General features: G+C 62.1%; 18 protein-coding genes. 16 read left to right on the plus strand and 2 right to left on the minus strand.

The features are described from left to right. The first annotated feature begins 55 nt into the window (after window positions 1-55). Complete coding sequence (gene fusA, locus GIB19_RS23900) at window positions 56-2,167, plus strand: elongation factor G (protein ID WP_099428753.1); 2,112 nt, start codon at window positions 56-58, stop codon at window positions 2,165-2,167. A gap of 143 nt (window positions 2,168-2,310) precedes the next feature. Here the strand turns inward: fusA and GIB19_RS23905 are convergent, their stop codons facing one another. Further along, complete coding sequence (locus GIB19_RS23905) at window positions 2,311-3,753, minus strand: SulP family inorganic anion transporter (RefSeq protein WP_274888278.1); 1,443 nt, start codon at window positions 3,751-3,753, stop codon at window positions 2,311-2,313. Between the two features lie 176 nt (window positions 3,754-3,929). Here GIB19_RS23905 and GIB19_RS23910 point away from each other — a divergent pair, with 176 nt between their 5' ends. The 15 genes from GIB19_RS23910 to nuoN all read left to right on the plus strand — a co-directional run bounded on the left by GIB19_RS23910 (window position 3,930) and on the right by nuoN (window position 22,356). Then, entirely contained in the window at window positions 3,930-4,664 is a 735-nt protein-coding gene (locus GIB19_RS23910) for a secretin N-terminal domain-containing protein (RefSeq protein ID WP_274888310.1), read from the plus strand. Window positions 4,665-5,155: 491 nt separating this feature from the next. Further along, a complete protein-coding gene (aceA, locus tag GIB19_RS23915; RefSeq protein WP_012273289.1) occupies window positions 5,156-6,481 on the plus strand; it encodes an isocitrate lyase in 1,326 nt (441 codons plus the stop codon). A gap of 902 nt (window positions 6,482-7,383) precedes the next feature. Next, window positions 7,384-7,797, plus strand: a complete 414-nt coding sequence (locus tag GIB19_RS23920) for an NADH-quinone oxidoreductase subunit A (RefSeq protein WP_003251427.1) — start codon at window positions 7,384-7,386, stop codon at window positions 7,795-7,797. Window positions 7,798-7,807: 10 nt separating this feature from the next. Then, window positions 7,808-8,485, plus strand: a complete 678-nt coding sequence (locus tag GIB19_RS23925; protein ID WP_012313769.1) for a NuoB/complex I 20 kDa subunit family protein — start codon at window positions 7,808-7,810, stop codon at window positions 8,483-8,485. 79 nt (window positions 8,486-8,564) lie between these two features. Then, window positions 8,565-10,346 (plus strand): NADH-quinone oxidoreductase subunit C/D, encoded by a 1,782-nt coding sequence (gene nuoC / locus GIB19_RS23930; protein WP_027592809.1) that lies wholly within the window; start codon window positions 8,565-8,567, stop codon window positions 10,344-10,346. Window positions 10,347-10,348: 2 nt separating this feature from the next. Next, entirely contained in the window at window positions 10,349-10,846 is a 498-nt protein-coding gene (nuoE, locus tag GIB19_RS23935) for an NADH-quinone oxidoreductase subunit NuoE (RefSeq protein WP_003251433.1), read from the plus strand. After that, the gene (nuoF, locus tag GIB19_RS23940; protein WP_274888292.1) at window positions 10,843-12,222 is read left to right on the plus strand and encodes an NADH-quinone oxidoreductase subunit NuoF; all 1,380 of its coding nucleotides are present in this window, start codon (window positions 10,843-10,845) and stop codon (window positions 12,220-12,222) included. Before nuoE ends, nuoF begins: the two co-directional genes overlap by 4 nt. 132 nt (window positions 12,223-12,354) lie before the next feature. Beyond that, a complete protein-coding gene (gene nuoG, locus GIB19_RS23945; protein WP_274888294.1) occupies window positions 12,355-15,069 on the plus strand; it encodes an NADH-quinone oxidoreductase subunit NuoG in 2,715 nt (904 codons plus the stop codon). Further along, window positions 15,066-16,073, plus strand: coding sequence for an NADH-quinone oxidoreductase subunit NuoH (nuoH, locus tag GIB19_RS23950; RefSeq protein ID WP_027592813.1), 1,008 nt, complete (start codon window positions 15,066-15,068; stop codon window positions 16,071-16,073). The genes nuoG and nuoH overlap by 4 nt, the downstream gene beginning before the upstream one ends. A gap of 11 nt (window positions 16,074-16,084) precedes the next feature. Continuing rightward, on the plus strand, window positions 16,085-16,633 hold the full coding sequence (gene nuoI, locus GIB19_RS23955) for an NADH-quinone oxidoreductase subunit NuoI (protein ID WP_027592814.1): 549 nt from the start codon (window positions 16,085-16,087) through the stop codon (window positions 16,631-16,633). 10 nt (window positions 16,634-16,643) lie between these two features. Continuing rightward, window positions 16,644-17,144 (plus strand): NADH-quinone oxidoreductase subunit J, encoded by a 501-nt coding sequence (gene nuoJ, locus GIB19_RS23960; RefSeq protein WP_027592815.1) that lies wholly within the window; start codon window positions 16,644-16,646, stop codon window positions 17,142-17,144. Window positions 17,145-17,147: 3 nt separating this feature from the next. Beyond that, window positions 17,148-17,456, plus strand: coding sequence for an NADH-quinone oxidoreductase subunit NuoK (gene nuoK / locus GIB19_RS23965; protein ID WP_008096201.1), 309 nt, complete (start codon window positions 17,148-17,150; stop codon window positions 17,454-17,456). After that, window positions 17,453-19,306, plus strand: coding sequence for an NADH-quinone oxidoreductase subunit L (gene nuoL / locus GIB19_RS23970; RefSeq protein ID WP_027592816.1), 1,854 nt, complete (start codon window positions 17,453-17,455; stop codon window positions 19,304-19,306). The genes nuoK and nuoL overlap by 4 nt, the downstream gene beginning before the upstream one ends. A gap of 40 nt (window positions 19,307-19,346) precedes the next feature. After that, on the plus strand, window positions 19,347-20,879 hold the full coding sequence (nuoM, locus tag GIB19_RS23975; protein WP_085272594.1) for an NADH-quinone oxidoreductase subunit M: 1,533 nt from the start codon (window positions 19,347-19,349) through the stop codon (window positions 20,877-20,879). Between the two features lie 7 nt (window positions 20,880-20,886). Further along, window positions 20,887-22,356: an NADH-quinone oxidoreductase subunit NuoN gene (gene nuoN, locus GIB19_RS23980; protein ID WP_085272593.1), complete on the plus strand. Its 1,470-nt coding sequence runs from the start codon at window positions 20,887-20,889 to the stop codon at window positions 22,354-22,356. Window positions 22,357-22,421: 65 nt separating this feature from the next. On the opposite strand, the gene GIB19_RS23985 is transcribed toward nuoN, so the two are convergent. Continuing rightward, window positions 22,422-22,670 (minus strand): ogr/Delta-like zinc finger family protein, encoded by a 249-nt coding sequence (locus GIB19_RS23985; RefSeq protein WP_081717454.1) that lies wholly within the window; start codon window positions 22,668-22,670, stop codon window positions 22,422-22,424. Window positions 22,671-22,870 lie beyond the last annotated feature (200 nt).

Consider the following 22,870-nt stretch of genomic DNA (forward strand, 5'->3'; position numbering starts at 1 on the left):
GGATTCTTCCGGTCTGCTAACGTGGGAGAATCCGCCCATCCGCAGGTAGTCCGCCATGGCCCGTACAACGCCCATCGAGCTGTATCGCAATATCGGCATCGTCGCCCACGTGGATGCCGGCAAGACCACCACCACCGAGCGCATCCTGTTTTACACCGGGGTCAATCACAAGATGGGCGAGGTGCACGATGGCGCCGCGACCATGGACTGGATGGCCCAGGAACAGGAGCGCGGCATCACCATCACCTCGGCAGCCACCACGGCCTTCTGGCAGGGCTCGACCAAGCAGTTCCCCGACAAGTACCGCTTCAACATCATCGATACCCCTGGCCACGTCGACTTCACCATCGAGGTAGAACGCTCGCTGCGTGTGCTCGACGGCGCGGTGGTGGTGTTCAGCGGCGCCGACGGGGTCGAACCGCAATCGGAAACCGTGTGGCGCCAGGCCAACAAGTACCACGTGCCGCGCCTGGCCTACATCAACAAGATGGACCGCCAGGGTGCCGACTTCCTGCGCGTGGTCAAGCAGATCGACAAGCGCCTGGGGCATCACCCGGTGCCGATCCAGCTGGCCATCGGCAGCGAAGAGCACTTTATCGGCCAGATCGACCTGGTGAAGATGAAGGCCATCTACTGGAACGATGCCGACAACGGCACCACCTACCGCGAAGAAGCGATCCCCACCGAGCTCCAGGCGCTCGCCGACGAATGGCGCGCGCACATGATCGAAGCCGCGGCAGAGGCCAACGATGAACTGACCATGAAGTTTCTCGATGGCGAGGAGCTCAGCATCGATGAGATCAAGGCCGCTCTGCGCCAGCGCACCATTGCCAACGAAATCGTGCCGACCATCCTTGGCTCGTCGTTCAAGAACAAGGGCGTGCCGCTGATGCTCGATGCCGTCATCGACTACCTGCCCGCCCCCTCCGAAATCCCGGCGATCAAAGGCACCGACCCCGACGACGAAGAAAAGCACCTGGAGCGCCACGCCGACGACAAAGAGCCCTTCTCGGCCCTGGCCTTCAAGATCGCCACCGACCCCTTCGTCGGCACCCTCACCTTTGCCCGGGTGTATTCCGGCGTGCTCAGTTCCGGCCATGCGGTGCTGAATTCGGTCAAGGGCAAAAAAGAACGCATCGGCCGCATGGTGCAGATGCACGCCAACCAACGCGCCGAAATCAAGGACGTGTGCGCCGGCGATATTGCTGCCTTGATCGGCATGAAGGACGTGACCACGGGCGATACCCTGTGCGACATCAACAACCCCATCATTCTCGAACGCATGGACTTCCCCGACCCGGTGATCTCCGTGGCCGTGGAGCCTAAGACCAAGGCCGACCAGGAAAAAATGGGCATAGCCCTAGGCAAGCTGGCCCAGGAGGACCCGTCGTTCCGCGTGCGCACCGATGAGGAAACCGGCCAGACCATCATCTCCGGCATGGGCGAGTTGCACCTGGACATCATCGTCGATCGCATGCGCCGCGAGTTCAACGTCGAGGCCAATATCGGCAAGCCGCAGGTGGCCTATCGCGAGAAGATCCGCAACACCTGCGAGATCGAAGGCCGCTTCGTTCGCCAATCCGGCGGGCGCGGCCAATACGGCCACTGCTGGATCCGCTTCGCCCCGGGCGACGAAGGCAAGGAAGGCCTGGAATTCATCAACGAGATCGTCGGTGGCGTGGTACCCCGCGAGTACATCCCGGCCATCCAGAAAGGTATCGAAGAACAGATGAAGAATGGCGTGCTCGCCGGCTACCCACTGATCAACTTGAAGGCTGCCGTGTTCGACGGCTCCTACCACGACGTGGACTCCAACGAAATGGCCTACAAGATAGCCGCGTCCATGGCCACCAAGCAGCTCTCGCAAAAAGGCGGGGCAGTGCTGCTAGAGCCGGTGATGAAGGTCGAGGTGGTGACCCCCGAGGAATACCAGGGCGACATCATGGGCGACCTGAGCCGGCGCCGCGGGATGATCCAGGATGGCGACGAGACGCCAGCCGGCAAGGTGATACGCGCCGAAGTGCCGCTGGGCGAAATGTTCGGCTATGCCACTTCCATGCGCTCGATGACCCAGGGCCGCGCCAGCTACACGATGGAGTTCATCCGCTATGCCGAGGCACCGGCCAGCATTGCTGACGGGATCGTGAAGAAGAACCGCGGGGAATAATTTGCATGACCTGTGGGAGCGGGCTTGCCCCGCGAAGAGGCCGGCCCAGGCATTAAAGGCGCCTGGCACCGGCGTCGCCGGTGTTCGCGGGGCAAGTCGGACCGCCGCACCGCCGCTCCCACAGTGGATCGCGTCGCGAAACCTTAGTGCAGTTCACCGGCCCGCTTCAGCAGCTTCTTGCAGCGCTCGGAAAGATGCACCACCCGCAGTTGCTTGCCAGCCTTCGCATAGCGCTCGCGCAAGGTCTTGAGGGCCGCAATCGCCGAGTAATCGACAAAGCTCAGGTGCTGGCAATCCAAGGTAACTTTGGCCGGGTCGCCCGCTGCATCGAACTGGTTAAGGAACGGCGTGACCGAGGCAAAGAACAACGTGCCATGTACCTGATAACGCTTGCCGCCGCCCGCTTCCTCATGGCTGTCGGCATACAGCTCCCGCGCATGCTGCCAGGCAAAGTTCACCGCCGCGATGACAATACCAAACAGTACCGCTACGGCCAGGTCGGTGAACACCGTGACGATGGTCACCGCAATGATCGCCAGCACATCGTTCACCGGCACCTTGTGCAACACGCGCAACGAGGCCCAGGCGAAGGTCTGCTGGGCAACCACGAACATCACCCCGACCAGGGCAGCCAGCGGAATACGCTCGATCAGCGGCGACAGGAACAATACGAACAGCAGGATCATCACCCCGGCAACCACGCCCGATAGCCGGCCGCGGCCATTGGAGCTGAGGTTGATCACCGTCTGCCCGATCATCGCGCAGCCGCCCATGCCACCGCACAGGCCCGAAACCATGTTGGCGGCGCCCAGGGCCACGCACTCACGGTCAGGGAAGCCACGGCTTTCGGTGATTTCGTCGGTGAGGTTGAGCGTCAGCAGGGTCTCCAGCAGGCCGACCATGGCCATCAGCACCGCGTAGGGTGCGATGATCTTGAGCGTTTCAAGGTTCCATGGCACATCTGGCAGCGTCACTTGCGGCAAGCCACCGGCAATGTGCGCCATGTCGCCGAGGGTGCGGGTCGGCAAACCCAGCAGGTACACCAATAGGCCTCCCCCCAGGATGGCAACCAGCGCGGGCGGTACGGCACGGGTCAGCTTGGGCAGTATGTAGACCACCAGCATGGTTAGCGCCACCAGGCCGAGCATCAGGTACAGCGGCGAACCGCTGAGCCACTGGCCGCCCTGCTTGAAGTGCTCCAACTGAGCCAGAGCGATGACGATCGCCAGGCCGTTGACGAAGCCCAGCATCACCGGGTAAGGCACCAGGCGCACCAGCTTGCCCAGGCGCAGCAGGCCAAACAAGATCATCACCAACCCGCCAAGCAGCACCGTGGCCAGCAAGTACTGCACCCCGTGTTGCACCACCAACGCGATGATCACCACCGCCATGGAGCCGGCAGCACCAGAAATCATGCCCGGACGGCCGCCGAACAGCGCAGTCAGGGTACAGATGATGAAAGCGCCATACAGGCCCATCAGCGGGTTGAGGTGCGCCACTAAGGCGAAGGCGATGCACTCAGGCACCAGGGCGAACGAAGTGGTCAGGCCGGCGAGCAGGTCGGCGCGCAGTCGTACGGGTTTCATGAAGTTCCTGTGAGGCGGTCCAGGCGGAGGGGCTGGCAATCGAGGGGCGCGATGTTACGGAATTTGTCTGACAGCGGCCACCGCTCAAAAGTGCAGGATGCCGCCCCTTGATGCATAACCTGCACAACCTGGGCAAATTTGCCATCATGTTGATACCCACTGCGGAGATCATGGACATGCCGCTACGCCCGCTTTTCACTTCCTTGCTGCTGGCCGCCACCCTCAGCGCTCACGCCGCCACCGAAGTCCTCCCCTTGCAGTACCGCAGCAGCGCCGAACTGCTGCCCGCTGCACAATCGTTCATCGGCAAGGACGGCACCGTCAACGCCTTCGAGAACAAGCTGATCGTCAATGCCAGCCCGGAGCGCATCGACGACCTGCGCAGCCTGCTGCAACAGTTGGACACCGCGCCCAAGCGCCTGCTGATCAGCGTCGACAACAACGACAGCAACTTCCAGGACACCCGCGGCAACGCTCACGTCATCCGCTACGGCACCAGCAACCGCGAAGGCGGCATGCAGCAGGTTCAGGCCAGCGAAGGCCAGGCCGCGCTGATCCAGGTTGGCCAGAGCATCCCGGTCACCAGCACCAGTACCGACGGTTATGGGCGCATTCAAAGCAACACCGAATACCGCAATGTGACCCAAGGTTTCTACGTTACCCCCAGCCTGAGCGGCGAAACGGTTCGTCTGCAAATAAGCACCAATAATGATCGCATCAGCCAGGAACGTGCAGATGTAGTGAACGTGCAAAGCACCGACACGACAGTCACCGGCAAGCTCGGGGAATGGATCACCTTGGCGGGGTTCAACCAGCAGAGCCAGTCCGATCGTAGCGCGTCAAGCCACACTTACAGTACCCAGCGCGGTGAAAACATGACTTTACGTGTAAAAGTCGACCTTCTGGACTGATCCCAGGCAATTCAAGGCCTCGACCAATGGCCTAGAAACTGACTGCCGAGTCGTATTAGACCAAAGATGTAGTAAGTGAAAAAAGTCACTACAAAACATTTGACAGGTACTTTTTCTCAAGGGCATGATGGCCTCGCTCCCGCTAATCAGGGGCCCTGGCAAGGGCCTTCGAGGCGTGCTCCTCCCACCCCTGGAGGCGCCTCGTGTCTATACGGCCCACAAGGCGGTTCGACGGGATTGCGACTGCAACGAAGAAGTTGTCCCGAGGGACGGAAGCGCATCACCGCAGTTCTGGCAATCGCGTAGCACCGCAGCAAGGCATCCACGAGCCGACCTGCAGCGCACACCTTCGCCTGGCCTGCACCCCCTTCCCCTTCGAGCCTTCGCGTTCGCCGCCGCACGCCCCCCGAACAGGACAGCCGCCAGGCCTCTGATCTGCACCCGAGCATCAGCACAATTACCCCAAGATCGATGCGACGAGGTTTATTTCCATGGCACTGACACGCGAACAGCAAATTGCAGCCCTCGAGAAAGACTGGGCCGAAAACCCGCGCTGGAAAGGCGTGACCCGTACCTATACCGCCGCTGATGTCGTTCGCCTGCGTGGCTCCCTGCAGCCGGAGCACACCCTGGCCCGTCAGGGCGCAGAAAAACTGTGGAAGCTGGTCACCCAGGGTGCCCACCCGTCCTTCCGCCCAGAAAAAGATTTCGTCAATTGCATGGGCGCCCTGACCGGCGGCCAGGCAGTACAACAGGTCAAAGCCGGCATCCAGGCTATCTACCTGTCCGGCTGGCAAGTTGCCGCCGACAACAACTCGGCCGAGTCCATGTACCCCGACCAGTCGCTGTACCCAGTCGACTCGGTACCGACCGTGGTCAAGCGCATCAACAACTCGTTCCGCCGCGCCGACCAGATCCAGTGGAAAGCCGGCAAGAACCCGGGCGACGAAGGCTACATCGACTACTTCGCGCCAATCGTAGCTGACGCCGAAGCCGGTTTCGGCGGCGTACTGAACGCCTACGAGCTGATGAAGAACATGATCGAAGCGGGCGCCGCCGGCGTGCACTTCGAAGACCAGCTGGCCTCGGTTAAAAAATGCGGCCACATGGGTGGCAAGGTACTGGTACCCACCCAGGAAGCTGTACAGAAGCTGGTTGCCGCGCGCCTGGCAGCTGACGTTTCGGGCGTGCCGACCATCATTCTGGCTCGTACCGACGCCAACGCCGCCGACCTGCTGACCAGCGACTGCGACCCGTACGACCAACCGTTCGTGATCGGCGAGCGCACCCGTGAAGGCTTCTACAAAGTGCGCGCAGGCCTCGACCAGGCAATCTCCCGCGGCCTGGCCTATGCACCGTATGCCGACCTGATCTGGTGCGAAACCGCCAAGCCGGACCTGGACGAAGCCCGCCGCTTCGCCGAAGCGATCAAGAAGGAATACCCGGACCAGATCCTGTCGTACAACTGCTCGCCTTCCTTCAACTGGAAGAAAAACCTGGACGACGCGACCATCGCCAAATTCCAGCGCGAGCTGTCGGCCATGGGCTACAAGCACCAGTTCATCACCCTGGCTGGCATTCACAACATGTGGCACGGCATGTTCAACCTGGCGCACGACTACGCCCGCAACGACATGACTGCCTACGTGAAGCTGCAGGAGCAGGAATTCGCTGATGCCAGCAAAGGCTACACCTTCGTTGCGCACCAGCAGGAAGTGGGCACTGGCTACTTCGATGACATGACCACCGTGATTCAAGGTGGGGCTTCGTCGGTGACTGCGCTGACCGGTTCGACTGAGGAAGAGCAGTTCCACTGATAACAGCGGGCTGTTGAAGGAAGGCCCAGGGTTCGTGAGGACCCTGGGCTTTTTTTTGGAGTGATCGTCACGAAAAATTCAGCGCGTATGAGATCGAGTGCCGCCCGCGCGGCGCTTCGCAGCACAAGGCTGCTCCTACATCTGTTTCGGGCCAATCAATCCTGTGGAATGGGCGCGCGCCCCTTTGCGCATGGCACGATATTGTGTCGGGCAAACAAGGCGGTCGCGCGCAAATGCCACATGCCCACTGGCCCGAAACAAATGGAGCAGCCTTGTGCTGCGAAGCGCCGCGCGGGCGGCGCTCGATTTGCGCATCACCAATAATCTCAAGACCTGCGCTTGGCAACCTCACTCACTTTCCGCTGGAGGCAAAGCAGGCCCCAGTATCCGGACTATGCTTGTGGCAACCCAACAGCAACCCACCCTCCACAACCTGAGCGACATCCACCGCTTCATCGGCCGCCACGGCTTAACCGATAAAGTATTGACCCAGAGCGGTGCGCAAGGCGCTGGAAGCTGTTAGAACGAGCCTTTTTCGCATTTGCAAGTAGCCCACCCGCCCGGGCAACTTTGCAAGGCTCACAAGAGGAGAGTTTCACCGCACCAGTCTCAATGCGATTAATTATCATTACATAATTAGGAATTCGTTACATCGCGCAAGAAACATAATTAACAAAAACGCGCGCAATGCCCGAAATTCAAGGCTTTCAGCCAGTTACGAAAGATTTTTGTTCTTAATCCTACGAATAAATTGCCACAGAAATTTTACTTGCACCGGGTTTACCCATAAAATCAGCGCGATTGATTCAGCTGCGACATTTGGTCACTGCATGTGCGACACCAGGTCGCCGCTCTACTTATTTCAGACTGCAGAGCTGGGTCTCTGTATAAGGATCTCTAGCATGTCCGATTCGGCAGGACTCATCGCCCACAACTGGGGCTTTGCCATCTTCCTTTTGGGTGTCGTCGGCCTGTGTGCCTTCATGCTCGGTCTGTCCAGCCTGCTCGGTAGCAAGGCCTGGGGCCGCGCCAAGAACGAACCCTTCGAATCCGGCATGCTGCCCGTCGGCAGCGCCCGCCTGCGCCTGTCCGCCAAATTCTATCTGGTCGCGATGCTGTTCGTGATCTTCGATATCGAAGCCCTCTTCCTCTTTGCATGGTCTGTGTCCGTCCGCGAAAGCGGCTGGACCGGGTTCGTCGAAGCGCTCGTTTTCATAGCAATTCTGTTGGCAGGTCTTGTCTACCTTTGGCGCGTCGGTGCTCTTGATTGGGCTCCCGAAGGTCGCCGCAAGCGGCAAGCGAAGCTGAAACAATGAGGCTTTGGCAATGCAATACAATCTCACCAGAATCGATCCGGATGCGCCCAACGAGCAGTACCCGGTAGGTGAACGGGAAACCGTCACCGACCAACTGCTCGAGGACCAGGTCCACAAGAACATCTACATGGGGAAACTCGAAGATGTGCTGCGTGGCGCGGTCAACTGGGGTCGCAAGAACTCCCTCTGGCCGTATAACTTCGGCCTGTCCTGCTGCTACGTGGAAATGACCACGGCCTTCACGGCGCCCCACGACATCGCCCGCTTCGGCGCCGAAGTCATCCGGGCCTCGCCGCGTCAGGCCGACTTCATGGTCATCGCCGGTACCTGCTTCATCAAGATGGCGCCGATCATTCAGCGCCTGTACGAGCAGATGCTCGAGCCGAAGTGGGTCATCTCCATGGGTTCGTGCGCCAACTCCGGTGGCATGTACGACATTTACTCGGTCGTTCAGGGGGTCGACAAGTTCCTCCCCGTGGATGTTTACGTGCCTGGCTGCCCGCCTCGCCCTGAAGCGTTCCTGCAAGGCTTGATGCTGCTGCAGGAGTCGATTGGCCAGGAGCGACGCCCGCTTTCCTGGGTTGTTGGTGATCAAGGCATTTACCGTGCCGAGATGCCTGCCCAGAAAGACCTGCGTCGTGAACAGCGTATCGCGGTAACCAACCTGCGCAGCCCCGACGAAGTCTGATCCAGCGACCTGCCGCCCGCTCCCCAAGGAGCCGGCGGCCTGGCTTCATTCTCTACGTTGACTCAAAGCGACCGAGACCATGACAGCGGACACCGCTATTTATATTCCGCCTTACAAGGCTGACGACCAGGATGTGGTCGTCGAATTGCACAACCGTTTTGGTGCCGACGCATTCGTCGCCCAGGAAACCCGCACCGGCATGCCGGTGCTGTGGGTAAAACGTGCACAGCTCAAAGAAGTACTCAGCTTCCTGCGCAACGTCGCCAAGCCGTACAGCATGCTGTACGACCTGCATGGCGTCGACGAGCGCCTGCGCACCCAGCGCCGCGGCCTGCCCGCTGCCGATTTCAGCGTGTTCTACCACCTGCTGTCGGTCGAGCGTAACAGCGACGTGATGATCAAGGTGTCGCTCAGCGAAGGCGACCTGAACCTGCCGACCGTGACTGGCATCTGGCCAAACGCCAACTGGTACGAGCGCGAAGTCTGGGACATGTTCGGCATCGACTTTGCAGGCCACCCCCACCTGAGCCGCATCATGATGCCGCCCACCTGGGAAGGCCACCCGCTGCGCAAGGACTACCCAGCCCGCGCCACCGAGTTCGACCCCTACAGCCTGACCCTGGCCAAGCAGCAGCTTGAAGAGGAATCGGCACGTTTCAACCCGGAAGCCTGGGGTATGAAGCGCCAGGGCGCCAACGAGGACTACATGTTCCTCAACCTCGGCCCCAACCACCCCTCCGCCCACGGTGCGTTCCGTATCGTCCTGCAGCTGGACGGTGAAGAGATCGTCGACTGCGTCCCGGACATCGGCTACCACCACCGTGGCGCCGAGAAGATGGCCGAGCGCCAGTCCTGGCACAGTTTCATCCCCTACACCGACCGTATCGACTACCTCGGCGGGGTGATGAACAACCTGCCGTACGTACTGGCGGTAGAGAAGCTGGCCGGCATCAAGGTGCCGCAGAAAGTCGACGTGATTCGCATCATGCTCGCCGAGTTCTTCCGCATCACCAGCCACCTGTTGTTCCTGGGTACCTACATCCAGGACGTCGGCGCCATGACCCCGGTGTTCTTCACCTTCACCGACCGCCAGCGCGCCTACACCGTGATCGAAGCGATCACCGGTTTCCGCCTGCACCCGGCCTGGTACCGCATCGGTGGCGTCGCCCACGACCTGCCGCGCGGCTGGGACAAGCTGGTCAAGGACTTCGTCGACTGGCTGCCTAAGCGCCTGGACGAATACACCAAGGCCGCCCTGCAGAACAGCATCCTCAAGGGCCGTACCGTCGGCGTCGCCGCGTACAACACCAAGGAAGCGCTGGAATGGGGCACCACCGGTGCCGGCCTGCGTTCCACTGGTTGCGACTTCGACCTGCGTAAAGCGCGCCCGTATTCTGGCTACGAAAACTTCGAGTTCGAAGTACCGCTGGCCCACAACGGCGATGCCTACGATCGCTGCATGGTCCGTGTCGAGGAGATGCGTCAGAGTATCCGCATCATCGACCAGTGCCTGCGCAACATGCCGGAAGGCCCGTACAAGGCGGATCACCCGCTGACCACGCCGCCGCCGAAAGAGCGCACCCTGCAGCACATCGAAACCTTGATCACGCACTTCCTGCAAGTCTCGTGGGGCCCGGTCATGCCGGCCAACGAGTCGTTCCAGATGATCGAAGCGACCAAGGGCATCAACAGTTACTACCTGACGAGCGATGGCGGCACCATGAGCTACCGCACCCGGATCCGTACCCCGAGCTACCCGCACCTGCAGCAGATCCCTTCGGTGATCAAAGGCAGCATGGTCGCCGACCTCATTGCGTACCTGGGCAGTATCGACTTCGTTATGGCTGACGTGGACCGCTAAGCATGAACAGCACGCTTATCCAGACAGACCGTTTCGCCCTGAGCGAAACCGAGCGCTCGGCCATCGAGCACGAGATGCATCACTACGAGGACCCGCGCGCGGCGTCCATCGAAGCCTTGAAGATCGTCCAAAAGGAACGTGGCTGGGTGCCGGACGGCGCCATTCACGCCATCGGCGAAGTGCTGGGCATCCCGGCCAGTGACGTCGAGGGCGTGGCTACGTTCTACAGCCAGATCTTCCGTCAGCCGGTCGGTCGCCACATCATCCGTGTGTGCGACAGCATGGTCTGCTACATCGGTGGCCACGAGTCGGTGGTCAGCCAGATCCAAAGCGAACTGGGCATCGGCCTCGGCCAGACCACCGCCGACGGGCGCTTCACCCTGCTGCCGGTCTGCTGCCTGGGCAACTGCGACAAGGCCCCGGCCCTGATGATCGACGATGACACCTTTGGCGACGTGCAGCCTGCTGGCGTTTCCAAACTGCTGGAGGGCTACGTATGACCATTACTTCCTTCGGCCCGGCCAACCGCATCGCGCGTTCGGCCGAAACCCACCCACTGACCTGGCGTCTGCGTGACGACGGCGAGCCGGTCTGGCTTGCCGAGTACCAGGCCAAGAACGGCTACGCTGCTGCCCGCAAGGCACTGAGCGAGATGTCGCAAGACGACATCGTGCAGAACGTCAAAGACTCCGGCCTCAAGGGCCGCGGCGGCGCAGGCTTCCCCACGGGGGTGAAGTGGGGCCTGATGCCTAAAGACGAATCCATGAACATCCGCTACCTGCTGTGCAACGCGGACGAAATGGAGCCGAACACCTGGAAGGACCGCATGCTGATGGAGCAACAGCCCCATCTGCTGGTCGAGGGCATGCTGATCAGCGCCCGCGCCCTGAAGGCCTACCGTGGCTACATCTTCCTGCGTGGCGAGTACACCACCGCAGCGAAAAACCTCAACCGCGCCATCGACGAAGCCAAGGCCGCTGGCCTCCTGGGCAAGAACATCCTGGGCTCGGGCTTTGACTTCGAGCTGTTCGTGCACACCGGTGCCGGCCGCTACATCTGCGGTGAAGAAACCGCACTGATCAACTCGCTGGAAGGCCGCCGCGCCAACCCACGTTCCAAGCCGCCCTTCCCTGCCGCCGTTGGCGTATGGGGCAAGCCGACCTGCGTGAACAACGTCGAGACCCTGTGCAACGTGCCGGCCATCGTCGCCAACGGCAACGACTGGTACAAGTCGCTGGCCCGCGAAGGCAGCGAAGACCACGGCACCAAGCTGATGGGCTTCTCCGGCAAGGTGAAAAACCCTGGCCTGTGGGAACTGCCATTCGGCGTCACCGCCCGTGAGCTGTTCGAAGACTACGCCGGCGGCATGCGCGATGGCTTCAAGCTCAAGTGCTGGCAGCCAGGTGGCGCCGGTACCGGCTTCCTGCTGCCCGAGCACCTCGACGCACAGATGTACGCCGGCGGCATCGCCAAGGTTGGCACCCGGATGGGTACTGGCCTGGCCATGGCGGTCGACGACAGCATCAACATGGTCTCGCTGCTGCGCAACATGGAAGAGTTCTTCGCCCGCGAATCGTGCGGCTGGTGCACCCCATGCCGTGACGGCCTGCCGTGGAGCGTGAAAATGCTGCGCTCGCTGGAGCAAGGCCAAGGCCGCGCCGAAGACATCGAGACCCTGCTGGGCCTGGTCAACTTCCTCGGCCCAGGCCGTACCTTCTGTGCTCACGCACCGGGTGCCGTCGAGCCGTTGGGCAGTGCCATCAAATACTTCCGCTCCGAATTCGAGGCCGGTGTCGCCCCAGCCAGTGCTGCCGATGCCCTGCGCCCGAACCTGGCCAAGCCATTACCGAGCGGGCCGATCGTGGTCGGCGCATAACAAGATGAGCTGCGGGTGGTCCGTGCCACCCGCCAGCCTGCAGGCCGGCCCGAACGATTCGCGGCGGGCCGCAGGCGTACAGATTTCCATTAGCCACGCCCGCTCACGCGGGCCAACGAAGAACTTTGAACAATGGCCACTATCCACGTAGACGGCAAAGCGCTCGAAGTCAACGGTGCAGACAACCTGTTACAGGCGTGTCTGTCGCTCGGCCTCGACATCCCTTATTTCTGCTGGCACCCCGCGCTTGGTAGCGTTGGCGCCTGCCGGCAGTGCGCGGTCAAGCAGTACACCGACGAAAACGACACCCGTGGTCGTATCGTCATGTCCTGCATGACCCCTGCCTCCGACGGCACCTGGATCTCCATCGAAGATGAAGAGTCCAAGGCGTTTCGCGCCAGCGTCGTCGAATGGCTGATGACCAACCACCCGCACGACTGCCCAGTGTGCGAGGAAGGCGGTCACTGCCACCTGCAGGACATGACGGTAATGACCGGCCACAACGAGCGCCGCTACCGTTTCACCAAGCGTACCCACCAGAACCAGGACCTCGGCCCGTTCATCGCACACGAGATGAACCGCTGCATCGCCTGCTACCGCTGCGTGCGCTACTACAAGGACTACGCAGGCGGTACCGACCTGGGTGTCTATGGCGCCCACGACAACGTGTACTTCGGCCGCGTTGAAGACGGCGTGCTGGAAAGCGAGTTCTCCGGCAACCTGACCGAGGTCTGCCCGACCGGCGTGTTCACCGACAAGACCCACTCCGAGCGCTACAACCGCAAGTGGGACATGCAGTTCGCACCGAGCATCTGCCACGGCTGCTCCAGTGGCTGCAACATCAGCCCCGGCGAGCGCTACGGTGAACTGCGTCGCATCGAAAACCGCTTCAACGGCTCGGTCAACCAGTACTTCCTGTGCGACCGCGGCCGCTTCGGTTATGGCTACGTCAACCGCACCGACCGCCCACGCCAGCCACGCCTGGCCGATGGCACCAAGCTGAGCCTGGACGCCGCACTGGACAAAGCCGCCGACCTGCTGCGCGGCCGCACCATCGTCGGTATCGGCTCGCCGCGCGCCAGCCTCGAAAGCAACTACGGCCTGCGTGAGCTGGTCGGCGCCGACTACTTCTATTCGGGCATGGAAGCGGGCGAACTGGCCCGTGTGCGCCTGGCCCTGAACGTGCTGAACAACAGCCCGCTGCCGGTGCCGACCCTGCGCGACATCGAAGACCACGACGCTGTGTTCGTGCTTGGCGAAGACCTGACCCAGACCGCCGCCCGCGTTGCCCTGTCCGTACGCCAGGCCACCAAAGGCAAGGCCGAAGCCATGGCCGAGGCGATGAAAGTGCAGCCTTGGCTGGACGCCGCGGTGAAAAACATCGGCCAGCACGCGCTGTACCCGCTGTTCATCGCCAGCCTGGCTGAAACCAAGCTGGATGACGTCGCTGAAGAATGCGTACACGCAGCCCCGGCTGACCTGGCCCGCATCGGTTTCGCCGTGGCCCACGCCATCGACCCGAGCGCCCCGGCCGTTGCAGGCCTGGACGAAGAAGCCAAGGCCCTGGCCCAGCGCATCGCCGATGCCCTGGTCGCGGCCAAGCGCCCATTGGTGGTTGCCGGTACTTCGCTGGCCGACCCGGCGCTGATCGAAGCCGCCGCCAACATCGCCAAGGCCCTGAAGCTGCGCGAGAAAAACGGTTCGCTGAGCCTGGTCGTGCCTGAAGCCAACAGCCTCGGCCTGGCGATGCTGGGCGGTGAGTCCGTCGATGCCGCGCTGGACGCGGTCATCAGCGGCAAAGCCGACGCCATCGTGGTCCTGGAAAACGACCTGTACACCCGCGTCTCGGCCGCCAAGGTCGATGCCGCCCTGGCTGCAGCCAAAGTCGTGATCGTTGCCGACCACTCCAACACCGCCACCCTGGAACGCGCTCACCTGGTACTGCCGGCAGCCTCGTTCGCCGAAGGCGACGGCACCCTGGTCAGCCAGGAAGGCCGCGCCCAGCGCTTCTTCCAGGTGTTCGACCCGCAATACCTGGACAGCAGCATCCTGGTCCACGAAGGCTGGCGCTGGATGCACGCCCTGCGTGCGACCCTGCTGAACAAGCCGGTCGACTGGACCCAACTGGACCACGTCACCAGCGCCTGCGCCGAAGCCGCCCCACAACTGGCTGGCATCGTCAATGCAGCGCCTTCCGCCGCGTTCCGCATCAAGGGCATGAAACTGGCCCGTGAGCCGCTGCGCTACTCCGGCCGTACCGCCATGCGCGCCAACATCAGCGTGCACGAGCCGCGTACCCCGCAAGACAAGGACACCGCGTTCGCCTTCTCGATGGAAGGTTACTCGGGCTCCGTCGAACCGCGCCAGCAAGTGCCGTTCGCCTGGTCGCCGGGCTGGAACTCGCCGCAAGCCTGGAACAAGTTCCAGGACGAGGTCGGTGGCCATCTGCGTGCCGGTGACCCGGGCGTGCGCCTGATCGAATCGCAAGGCGACCGCCTGAACTGGTTCAACGCCATTCCGGGCGCGTTCAACCCGGCCCGTGGCACCTGGACTGCCGTGCCGTTCTTCCACCTGTTCGGCAGCGAAGAAAGCTCCTCGCGCGCCGCCCCGGTGCAAGAGCGCATTCAGCCTGCCTACGTGGCCCTGGCCAAGTCCGAAGCCGACCGCCTGGGTGTCAACGAGGGTGCCCTGCTGAGCCTGAACGTCGCCGGTGTGGCCCTGCGCCTGCCGCTGCGCATCAATGAAGAGCTGGGCGCTGGCCTGGTCGCGCTGCCGAAAGGCCTGGCCGGCATTCCGCCTGCCATCTTCGGTGCATCCGTCGAAGGCCTGCAGGAGGCAGCACAATGAGCTGGTTCACCCCCGAAGTGATCGATGTGATCATCCAGGTCGTCAAGGCTATCGTGGTGCTGCTGGCCGTAGTCGTCTGCGGTGCGCTGCTCAGCTTCGTCGAGCGCCGCCTGCTGGGCTGGTGGCAGGACCGCTACGGTCCTAACCGTGTCGGCCCGTTCGGCATGTTCCAGATCGCCGCCGACATGCTGAAGATGTTCTTCAAGGAAGACTGGAACCCGCCCTTCGTCGACAAGATGATCTTCACCCTGGCCCCGGTCGTGGCCATGAGCGCCCTGCTGATCGGCTTTTCGATCATCCCGATCACACCGGGCTGGGGCGTCGCCGACCTGAACATCGGCTTGCTGTTCTTCTTCGCCATGGCCGGCCTGTCGGTGTACGCCGTGCTGTTCGCCGGTTGGTCGTCGAACAACAAGTACGCGCTGCTGGGCAGCTTGCGGGCATCGGCACAGACCGTCTCGTACGAGGTGTTCCTGGGCCTGGCGCTGATGGGCGTGGTGGTGCAGGTGGGTTCGTTCAACATGCGCGACATCGTTGAATACCAGGCCCAGAACCTGTGGTTCATCATTCCGCAGTTCTTCGGCTTCTGCACCTTCTTCATCGCTGGCGTCGCTGTGACTCACCGTCACCCGTTCGACCAGCCGGAAGCGGAACAGGAACTGGCCGACGGCTACCACATCGAGTATGCCGGCATGAAATGGGGCATGTTCTTCGTCGGTGAGTACATCGGCATCATCCTCATCTCGGCGCTGCTGGTGACCCTGTTCTTCGGCGGCTGGCACGGTCCGTTCGACCTGCTGCCTCAGGTGCCGTTCCTGTGGTTCGCGCTGAAAACCGCGTTCTTCATCATGCTGTTCATCCTGCTGCGCGCCTCGATCCCGCGCCCACGCTATGACCAGGTGATGGACTTCAGCTGGAAGTTCTGCCTGCCGCTGACCCTGATCAATTTGCTGGTGACCGCTGCGATCGTGCTTTACAACACGCCAGCCGTCGCGGCCCAGTGAGGATTTGACCCATGTTCAAGTATATCGGCGACATCGTTAAGGGCACCGGCACTCAGCTGCGCAGCCTGGCCATGGTGTTCTCCCACGGGTTCCGCAAGCGCGACACCCTGCAGTACCCCGAAGAAGCGGTGTACCTGCCGCCGCGCTACCGCGGCCGCATCGTCCTCACCCGCGACCCCGACGGCGAGGAGCGCTGCGTAGCGTGCAACCTCTGCGCGGTGGCCTGCCCGGTCGGCTGCATTTCGCTGCAGAAGGCCGAGACCGAGGACGGTCGTTGGTACCCCGAGTTCTTCCGCATCAACTTCTCGCGCTGCATCTTCTGCGGCCTGTGCGAAGAGGCGTGCCCGACCACCGCGATCCAGCTGACTCCGGATTTCGAAATGGCCGAGTTCAAGCGTCAGGACCTGGTGTACGAGAAAGAAGATCTGCTGATCTCCGGCCCCGGCAAGAACCCTGACTACAACTTCTACCGTGTTGCGGGTATGGCGATCGCTGGCAAGCCGAAAGGCTCTGCACAGAACGAAGCCGAGCCGATCAACGTGAAGAGCTTGCTCCCATAAGGACAGAAAGATGGAATTCGCTTTCTACTTCGCATCCGGGATCGCCGTGGTCTCCACCCTTCGGGTGGTGACCGGTACCAACCCCGTGCACGCCCTGCTTTACCTGATCATTTCGCTGATTTCCGTGGCAATGATCTTCTTCGCCCTGGGTGCGCCGTTCGCCGGCGCCCTGGAAGTGATCGCCTACGCCGGCGCCATCATGGTGCTGTTCGTCTTCGTGGTGATGATGCTCAACCTGGGGCCGGCGTCGGTTGCTCAGGAGCGCGGCTGGCTCAAGCCTGGCATATGGGCCGGGCCGGTGATCCTCGCCGCCCTGCTGCTGCTCGAGCTGCTGTACGTGCTGTTCGTCACCCCAAGCGGCGCAGCCATCAGCGGTACCACCGTGGACGCCAAGGCCGTGGGCATCAGCCTGTTCGGCCCGTACCTGCTGGTGGTCGAACTGGCCTCGATGCTGCTGCTCGCCGCAGCCGTCACCGCCTTCCACCTGGGCCGCAACGAGGCGAAGGAGTAAATCATGGGTGCTATCCCTCTCGAGCATGGTCTGGCGGTCGCCGGCATCCTGTTCTGCTTAGGTCTGGTTGGCCTGATGGTCCGCCGCAACATCCTCTTCGTGCTCATGAGCCTGGAAGTCATGATGAACGCCTCTGCCCTGGCGTTCATCGTCGCCGGTGCCCGTTGGGTCCAACCCGACGGCCAGGTGATGTTCATTCTGGTGATCAGCCTGGCAGCCGCCGAGGCCAGTATTGGCCTGGCTATCCTGCTGCAGCTGTATCGCCGCTTCCACACTCTCGACATCGATGCTGCCAGTGAGATGCGCGGATGAACCTTATCTTCCTGACTTTCGTCTTCCCCCTGATCGGCTTCTTGCTGCTGTCGTTCTCGCGCGGGCGGTTCTCGGAGAACCTGTCCGCCCTGATCGGCGTCGGCTCGGTGGGCCTCTCGGCCGCAACAGCCGCCTACGTGATCTGGCAGTTCAACGTCGCCCCGCCTGAAGGCGGTGCGTACAGCCAGCTGCTGTGGCAGTGGATGTCGGTGGACGGCTTTGCGCCGAACTTCACCCTGTACGTGGACGGCCTGTCGGTCACCATGCTCGGCGTGGTCACCGGTGTAGGCTTCCTGATCCACCTGTTCGCGTCCTGGTACATGCGTGGCGAAGCCGGTTACTCGCGCTTCTTCTCGTACACCAACCTGTTCATCGCCAGCATGCTGTTCCTGGTGCTGGGCGATAACCTGCTGTTCATCTACTTCGGCTGGGAAGGCGTGGGCCTGTGCTCGTACCTGTTGATCGGTTTCTACTACAGCAACCGCAACAACGGTAACGCAGCACTCAAGGCCTTCATCGTCACCCGTATCGGCGACGTGTTCATGGCCATCGGCCTGTTCATCCTGTTCGCCCAGCTGGGTACCCTGAACGTGCAGGAACTGCTGGTGCTGGCACCGCAGAAGTTCCAGGCGGGTGACACCTGGATGGTCCTGGCTACCCTGATGCTGCTGGGTGGCGCGGTCGGTAAATCGGCCCAGCTGCCGCTGCAGACCTGGCTGGCCGACGCAATGGCGGGCCCGACCCCGGTTTCGGCACTGATCCACGCCGCAACCATGGTGACCGCGGGCGTATACCTGATCGCCCGTACCAACGGCCTGTTCCTGCTGGCGCCGGACGTCCTGCACCTGGTCGGCGTAGTCGGCGGTGTGACCCTGGTACTGGCCGGCTTCGCCGCGCTGGTTCAGACCGACATCAAGCGTATCCTCGCCTACTCGACCATGAGCCAGATCGGCTACATGTTCCTGGCCCTGGGCGTTGGCGCCTGGGACGCGGCGATCTTCCACCTGATGACCCACGCCTTCTTCAAGGCCCTGCTGTTCCTTGCCTCCGGTGCGGTGATCGTTGCCTGCCACCACGAGCAGAACATCTTCAAGATGGGCGGTCTGTGGAAGAAACTGCCGCTGGCCTACGCCAGCTTCGTGGTCGGTGGTGCTGCCCTGGCTGCCCTGCCAATCGTGACCGTGGGCTTCTATTCCAAGGACGAAATCCTCTGGGAAGCCTTCGCCAGCGGCAACACCGGTTTGCTGTACGCCGGCCTGGTCGGTGCGTTCATGACCTCGCTGTACACCTTCCGCCTGATCTTCATCGCCTTCCACGGCGAAGCCAAGACCGAAGCCCACGCGGGCCACGGCATCAGCCACTGGCTGCCGCTGGGCGTGCTGATCGTGCTGTCGACCTTCGTCGGCGCCTGGATCACCCCGCCACTGGCCGGTGTACTGCCTGAAAGCGCCGGCCATGCCGGTGGCGACGCCAAGCACTCGCTGGAGATCGCCTCGGGTGCCATCGCCATCGCCGGTATCCTGCTGTCGGCCCTGCTGTTCCTGGGCAAGCGTCGTTTCGTCAGCGCCGTCGCCAATAGCAGCATCGGCCGCGTCCTGTCGGCCTGGTGGTTCGCTGCCTGGGGCTTCGACTGGATCTACGACAAGCTCTTCGTCAAACCTTACCTGCTGATCAGCCACATCCTGCGCAAGGACCCGGTTGACCGCAGCATTGGCCTGATCCCTCGGATGGCCCGTGGCGGCCACGTCGCCATGAGCAAGACCGAGACCGGCCAGCTGCGTTGGTACACCGCCTCGATCGCCGTCGGCGCCGTGCTGGTACTCGGTGCTGTGGTAGTGGCCGCGGTATGACTATGAATCTTGCGACTTTGCCAAAGGAAACCAACCCGTCATGATTTTGCCTTGGCTGATCCTGATCCCCTTCATCGGCGGCTTCCTGTGCTGGCTGGGTGAGCGCTTCGGCGCCACCCTGCCGCGCTGGATCGCGCTGCTGACCATGTCCCTGCTGCTCGGCATCGGCCTGTACCTGTGGGGCACCGGCGACTACACCCTGGCCCCTGCTCCGGGCGCCGAACCTGCCTGGGCACTCGAATACAAAGTCGAGTGGATCAAGCGCTTCGGCATCAGCATCCACCTGGCCCTCGACGGCCTGTCGCTGCTGATGATCCTGCTGACCGGCCTGCTCGGTGTGCTGTCGGTACTGTGCTCCTGGAAAGAGATCCAGCGCCACGTCGGCTTCTTCCACCTCAACCTGATGTGGATTCTGGGCGGCGTGGTCGGTGTGTTCCTGGCCCTGGACCTGTTCCTGTTCTTCTTCTTCTGGGAAATGATGCTGGTGCCGATGTATTTCCTCATCGCGCTCTGGGGTCACAGCTCTGCAGACGGCAAGAAGACCCGGATCTACGCAGCAACCAAGTTCTTCATCTTCACCCAGGCCAGCGGCCTGATCATGTTGGTGGCGATCCTTGGCCTAGTGCTGGTCAACTACAACACCACCGGCGTACTCACCTTCAACTACAGCGACCTGCTCAAGGCCGAATTGCCGGCCGGTGTCGAGTACGTGCTGATGCTGGGCTTCTTCATCGCCTTCGCGGTCAAGCTGCCGGTGGTGCCGTTCCACTCCTGGCTGCCTGATGCGCACGCCCAGGCACCGACTGCAGGCTCCGTGGACCTGGCGGGTATCTTGCTGAAGACGGCGGCCTACGGCCTGCTGCGCTTCGCCCTGCCGCTGTTCCCGAACGCCTCGGCCGAGTTTGCACCGATCGCCATGACCCTGGGCCTGATCGGTATCTTCTACGGTGCCTTCCTGGCCTTCGCGCAAACCGACATCAAGCGCCTGATCGCCTTCTCCAGCGTTTCGCACATGGGCTTCGTGCTGATCGGTATCTACTCCGGCAGCCAGCAAGCCCTGCAAGGCGCGGTGATCCAGATGCTGGCACACGGCCTGTCGGCTGCTGCGCTGTTCATCCTGTCCGGCCAGCTGTACGAGCGCCTGCACACCCGTGACATGCGTCAAATGGGTGGCCTGTGGCACCGCATCGCCTACCTGCCTGCGATCAGCCTGTTCTTCGCCGCCGCATCGCTGGGCCTGCCAGGCACCGGCAACTTCGTCGGCGAGTTCCTGATCCTGATCGGCAGCTTCGCCAGCGTGCCGTGGATCACCGTGATCGCCACCACCGGCCTGGTCTTCGGCTCGGTCTACTCGCTGATCATGATCCACCGCGCCTACTTCGGCCCAAGCAAAAGCGACACCGTGCTGGCCGGCATGGACGGCCGCGAGCTGATCATGGTGCTGGGCCTGGCAGTGCTGCTGATCGTGCTTGGTGTGTACCCGCAGCCGTTCCTCGACACTTCTGCCGCCACCATGAGCGGTGTGCAGCAGTGGCTTGGTTCCGCTTTCACTCAACTCGCTTCGGCCCGGTAAGAGCGCTATGGAATTCACCACTCAACACTTCATCGCATTGGCGCCGATGCTGATCACCACCATCACCACGGTGGTGGTGATGCTGGCGATCGCCTGGAAGCGCAACCACTCGCAGACCTTCCTGCTGTCCACCGTGGGCCTGAACCTGGCCTTGCTGTCGATCTTGCCAGCACTGAAGGTCGCGCCCCTGGCGGTCACCTCGCTGATCACCATCGACAAGTTCGCCTGCCTGTACATGGCGATCATCCTGGTGGCCACGCTGGCCTGCGTCACGCTGGCCCACGCCTACCTTGGCGAAGGCGCCAAAGGCTTCCCGGGCAACCGTGAAGAACTCTACCTGCTGCTGCTGATGTCGGCACTGGGTGGCCTGGTGCTGGTCAGTGCCAACCACTTGGCCGGCCTGTTCATCGGCCTGGAGCTGCTGTCGGTGCCGGTCTATGGCCTGGTGGCGTATGCCTTCTTCAACAAGCGTTCGCTGGAAGCCGGTATCAAGTACATGGTGCTGTCGGCTGCAGGTTCTGCCTTCCTGCTGTTCGGCATGGCACTGCTGTACGCTGATGCCGGTAGCCTGAGCTTCGACCAGATCGGTAAAGCCCTGGCAGCCACCAACATGCCAAGCCTGGTCGCACAACTGGGCCTGGGCATGATGCTGGTCGGCCTGGCCTTCAAGCTGTCGCTGGTGCCGTTCCACCTGTGGACCCCGGACGTGTACGAAGGTGCTCCGGCGCCGGTCGCTGCGTTCCTGGCCACCGCCAGCAAGGTTGCGGTATTCGCCGTGGTCGTGCGCCTGTTCATGCTCTCCCCTGCTGCCAGTAGCGGCGTGCTGAGCACCGTTCTGGCGGTGATCGCGGTGGCCTCGATCCTGGTCGGTAACCTGTTGGCACTGACCCAGAGCAACCTCAAGCGTCTGCTGGGTTACTCGTCGATCGCCCACTTCGGTTACCTGGTCATCGCCCTGGTCGCCAGCAAGGGCCTGGCCCTGGAAGCCATGGGCGTGTACCTGGTCACCTACGTGATCACCAGCCTGGGTGCCTTCGGCGTCATCACGTTGATGTCCTCGCCGTACGGCGGCCGTGATGCGGACGCCCTGTACGAGTACCGTGGCCTGTTCTGGCGCCGTCCGTACCTGACTGCCGTGCTCACCGTGATGATGCTGTCGCTGGCCGGCATCCCGCTGACTGCAGGCTTCATCGGCAAGTTCTACATCATCGCCACCGGCGTCGAGTCGCACCTGTGGTGGCTGGTCGGCGCCTTGGTGATCGGTAGCGCCATCGGTGTTTACTACTACCTGCGCGTCATGGTCACCCTGTACCTGGTCGAGCCAAACCTGCGTCGTCACGATGCCCCGCTGAAGTGGGAACAGCGCACCGGCGGCGTCATGCTGCTGGCCATCGCTATCCTGGCCTTCGTGCTCGGTGTCTACCCGCAACCGCTGCTGGAAATGGTTCAGCAGGCCGGCCTGCAACTGATCGGCTGATCAGCCCTGCAATACAAAACACCCCGCTCATGCGGGGTGTTTTTTTTTCTGCGCCAATGGGCTGCCTACTCGACCGCTTCAGGCAATGCGGCCCTGCGCAGGTCACCATTGGCCGATGGCAGGTGGACTTCAGGGTTGGGCATACCGCTGGGAGAAAGTTCATGGGTCATTTCAAACTCGGCTCGCACTGACCAGCCACAGGCCTCGGTGGTGCATTGCAGGTAGGCGACCCGAAGAAATATATGGCGCCCCTCACTGGTACGTATGCGCATACGGCTGTTGCAATGCGGGCAGACCAGCTTATACGTACTCACGGCAGGCACCTGCAGGCATTAAACACGCCGCCGATCTGTGAGAATGATCGTTTAGTTTTGTCAGTATTTACTGCGGAAGTGAATGTATTCTTCAGTTTGATGCTTTTCATTGCAGAAATGCTCCTTAAAACGCAGGGCTGTATTCATAACGAGTAGTTTAAGCCCATGGAATATCATTAAACCAGACATGGATAATTGTT

This window comes from Pseudomonas sp. ITEM 17296 (assembly GCF_028895205.1).
In the GTDB taxonomy this organism is placed as follows: domain Bacteria; phylum Pseudomonadota; class Gammaproteobacteria; order Pseudomonadales; family Pseudomonadaceae; genus Aquipseudomonas; species Aquipseudomonas kermanshahensis.

Bases quoted from the DNA above. Each gene is read 5' to 3' on its own strand.
- fusA (WP_099428753.1), top strand. From the start codon at position 56: ATGGCCCGTACAACGCCCATCGAGCTGTATCGCAATATCGGCATCGTC.
- GIB19_RS23905 (WP_274888278.1), bottom strand. From the start codon at position 3,753: ATGAAACCCGTACGACTGCGCGCCGACCTGCTCGCCGGCCTGACCACT.
- GIB19_RS23910 (WP_274888310.1), top strand. From the start codon at position 3,930: ATGCCGCTACGCCCGCTTTTCACTTCCTTGCTGCTGGCCGCCACCCTC.
- aceA (WP_012273289.1), top strand. From the start codon at position 5,156: ATGGCACTGACACGCGAACAGCAAATTGCAGCCCTCGAGAAAGACTGG.
- GIB19_RS23920 (WP_003251427.1), top strand. From the start codon at position 7,384: ATGTCCGATTCGGCAGGACTCATCGCCCACAACTGGGGCTTTGCCATC.
- GIB19_RS23925 (WP_012313769.1), top strand. From the start codon at position 7,808: ATGCAATACAATCTCACCAGAATCGATCCGGATGCGCCCAACGAGCAG.
- nuoC (WP_027592809.1), top strand. From the start codon at position 8,565: ATGACAGCGGACACCGCTATTTATATTCCGCCTTACAAGGCTGACGAC.
- nuoE (WP_003251433.1), top strand. From the start codon at position 10,349: ATGAACAGCACGCTTATCCAGACAGACCGTTTCGCCCTGAGCGAAACC.
- nuoF (WP_274888292.1), top strand. From the start codon at position 10,843: ATGACCATTACTTCCTTCGGCCCGGCCAACCGCATCGCGCGTTCGGCC.
- nuoG (WP_274888294.1), top strand. From the start codon at position 12,355: ATGGCCACTATCCACGTAGACGGCAAAGCGCTCGAAGTCAACGGTGCA.
- nuoH (WP_027592813.1), top strand. From the start codon at position 15,066: ATGAGCTGGTTCACCCCCGAAGTGATCGATGTGATCATCCAGGTCGTC.
- nuoI (WP_027592814.1), top strand. From the start codon at position 16,085: ATGTTCAAGTATATCGGCGACATCGTTAAGGGCACCGGCACTCAGCTG.
- nuoJ (WP_027592815.1), top strand. From the start codon at position 16,644: ATGGAATTCGCTTTCTACTTCGCATCCGGGATCGCCGTGGTCTCCACC.
- nuoK (WP_008096201.1), top strand. From the start codon at position 17,148: ATGGGTGCTATCCCTCTCGAGCATGGTCTGGCGGTCGCCGGCATCCTG.
- nuoL (WP_027592816.1), top strand. From the start codon at position 17,453: ATGAACCTTATCTTCCTGACTTTCGTCTTCCCCCTGATCGGCTTCTTG.
- nuoM (WP_085272594.1), top strand. From the start codon at position 19,347: ATGATTTTGCCTTGGCTGATCCTGATCCCCTTCATCGGCGGCTTCCTG.
- nuoN (WP_085272593.1), top strand. From the start codon at position 20,887: ATGGAATTCACCACTCAACACTTCATCGCATTGGCGCCGATGCTGATC.